This window comes from uncultured Chitinophaga sp., from assembly GCF_937874145.1.
Taxonomy (GTDB): Bacteria; Bacteroidota; Bacteroidia; order Chitinophagales; family Chitinophagaceae; genus Chitinophaga.
Genome location: NZ_CALNBI010000300.1, coordinates 1 through 2566, shown reverse-complemented (window position 1 = coordinate 2566; position 2566 = coordinate 1). Strand labels below are relative to the sequence as shown.

3 protein-coding genes are annotated in these 2566 nt (G+C 55.3%); 2 read left to right on the top strand and 1 reads right to left on the bottom strand.

Features of this window, described 5'->3' with window-relative positions:
* Positions 1–245: cytochrome c (locus tag Q0510_RS14685; protein ID WP_298713223.1), on the top strand; the 245-nt coding region annotated here is incomplete at its 5' end.
* A gap of 33 nt (positions 246–278) precedes the next feature.
* Positions 279–1514: an MFS transporter gene (locus Q0510_RS14680; protein WP_298713220.1), complete on the top strand. Its 1236-nt coding sequence runs from the start codon at positions 279–281 to the stop codon at positions 1512–1514.
* Positions 1515–1804: 290 nt separating this feature from the next.
* On the opposite strand, the gene Q0510_RS14675 is transcribed toward Q0510_RS14680, so the two are convergent.
* Positions 1805–2566, bottom strand: a 762-nt coding sequence (locus tag Q0510_RS14675) for a LacI family DNA-binding transcriptional regulator (protein ID WP_298713217.1), incomplete at its 5' end; no start/stop codon positions are given.

The following is a 2566-nucleotide window of genomic DNA, read 5'->3' as shown; positions in this document are numbered from 1 at the left end:
AAGGCCTGGTAGGCCCCATCTTCGTGAAAGGCAAGCAATATCCCGGCCAGGTGCCGATGACGCCTTTCGGCGGGTTGCTGAAAGATGAAGAGGTGGCCGCGGTGCTGACCTACGTCCGGAATTCGTTCGGCAATAACGGGGGGAGCATCACCGTTGACCAGGTAAAAAAGATTAGAAAGGCCACGGAAAATAAAAAAGATTTATATTCCACAACGCAATTGCTCAAAGAACACCCTATGAAATAAGAGTAATTGGCCTTAATCAAAATTTTCAGCGTTATGAACAACAAACTAAGATTGTTTTATGGCAGTTGTTTTGCCCTCATTACTACTGCATTTTCATTCAGCATCCGGGCGGGTATCCTGCCGCAGCTGGCCGAAACTTTCCAGTTGAACGCCACGCAATTGGGTTTCATTAATTCGATGTGGTTCCTGGGTTTTCCCATTTCCATGGTCATCGGCGGTCTTTTCTATTACCAGATAGGGCCCAAGCGCATCATGATCTTCGCCTTCTTCGCGCATACGCTGGGCATTCTGCTCACGATCTATTCCGGGGGGTATACCGGGTTGTTGATTTCCACGTTGCTGCTAGGCTTAGGGAACGGCTGTACCGAAGCGGCCTGTAACCCCATGATTGCGGACAGTTACACCGGAAAGCAGATGAACACCCTGTTAAACCGCTTCCATATGTGGTTCCCGGGCGGTATCGTGATCGGAAGCCTGGTGTCCCTGGGTATGACGCACCTGAAACTGGGCTGGGAAGCGCAGATATGGATCATCCTGTTGCCGACATTGGTATATGCCTGGCTGTTCTATGGCCAGGAATTCCCGAAACCGCATCACAAGGAAAGCATATCCGTAGTGGAAAACCTGAAGGCCATGGCCACGCCGCTCTTCATTTTCATCGCCGCCTGCATGACGCTCACCGCCATCAGCGAATTCGGTCCCCAGCAGTGGACGGGCATCATCATGGCCTCCAGCGGTGCTGAACCGATGGTGATCCTGGCGCTGGTAACGGGATTGATGGCTGTCGGAAGGTACTTTGGCGGAGGGATCGTCGGCAAGTTCGATCAGACGGGCGTGCTCCTGGGGTCCGCCATCTTCACCACCATCGGCATTTACCTGTTCAGCACGGTAACTGGCGGGATGGTATACGTGGCCGCGATATTCTTTGCCGTGGGCGTATGTTACTTCTGGCCGAATATGATCGGTTTCGTGGCCGAGAAAATCCCCAAAAGCGGGGCGTTCGGCATGTCTGTAGTGGGCGCGATGGGCATGTTCTCCACATCGATGTGGAACCCCGTGATCGGCGGTTGGATCGACGAAGGAAGAGTAAGAGCCGCGGCAAACGGCTTAACCGGCGCAGAACTCGAACTCGCTGCAGGACAGGAGACCATGAAATACATGATCATTTTCCCAGCCGTATTGATCGTGTTGTTCACCTTGCTCTGGTTCTGGGTGAAACGGCGCAAACCCGAAGCGCAGTCTGCCGCACAGCCTGTGGCGCATCATTAATGATTGAACTTCAGGCTGGATTGGCCGTAAAATAATGGAGTGGCCCGCGCATTGCGCGGGCCACTCCATTATATGGATCACTCCTTAACAAACACAATCCCTTTTCACCCTGCCGGAATTCAATGTGAACCTCTTGACCTTGCCCGCTTCATCCAGTGAAAACGCCATCATCGCCGATTCCAGCCCTTTGTAGTCAAAATATAGGCGGTTGCGCCGTTGCAGGATGTTGGGGCTTATACTGCAGCCCGGGGATGGATACCGGGTCAACTGCTGAGGGCCATGGTAAGGAATCAACCGGTCGATGCCCGCTCCGTCAACCCCGCTTCCACCACCACTTCCATCTCCACCCGTTTCCCCGCCATCAGCTTCATCAGCAGCCCCGCCGCCTGCGCGCCCATTTCAAACGCCGGCTGCGTGATGGTGGATAACGAAGGCTGCAGGATCCCCGCAATTTCCAGGCTCGAAAAACAAATCAATTTCACATCATCCGGGATGCGAAGCGAAAGGTCGTTGCAGGCCTGGTATACCAGCGGCGCCAGCTTCTCCACCGCGGCCACGATGCCATCCGGACGGTCGTTCCGGCGAAGCAGCTTTTTGATGGCGAGCAGGTTTTGCTGCTGGCCGGAACCGCAGGAAAGGATGTCTTTCGCTTTCGGGCGATGGCCGTTTGCCCGGAGCACGGATTCGTAACCGGCGAGGCGGTCGGCGCTGATCGATAACTGCGGCGAAAGCCCCAGGAACGCGATCCGCCGGCAGCCGCGGTCCAGCAGCAATTGCGTGGCGTGGCGGGCGCTGGCGGCATCATCGGTAACAACCTTAGGCGCGGGCACATCGGGCAGCACCCGGTCGAAAAGCACGACCGGCACCCCCTGGTCCATCAAGCCCCTGATATGCGCGCCGGACTCCGTAGTACCGGAAACCGACATCAGCACACCGTCGACCCGCCCGTTATGGAACGCTTTCAGGATATCCTGCTCGTCTTTATAATCCTCATGCGTCAGGCAAATAATGGAATGGTAGCCTTTTTCCTTTGTCACCGACGTTATCCCGTT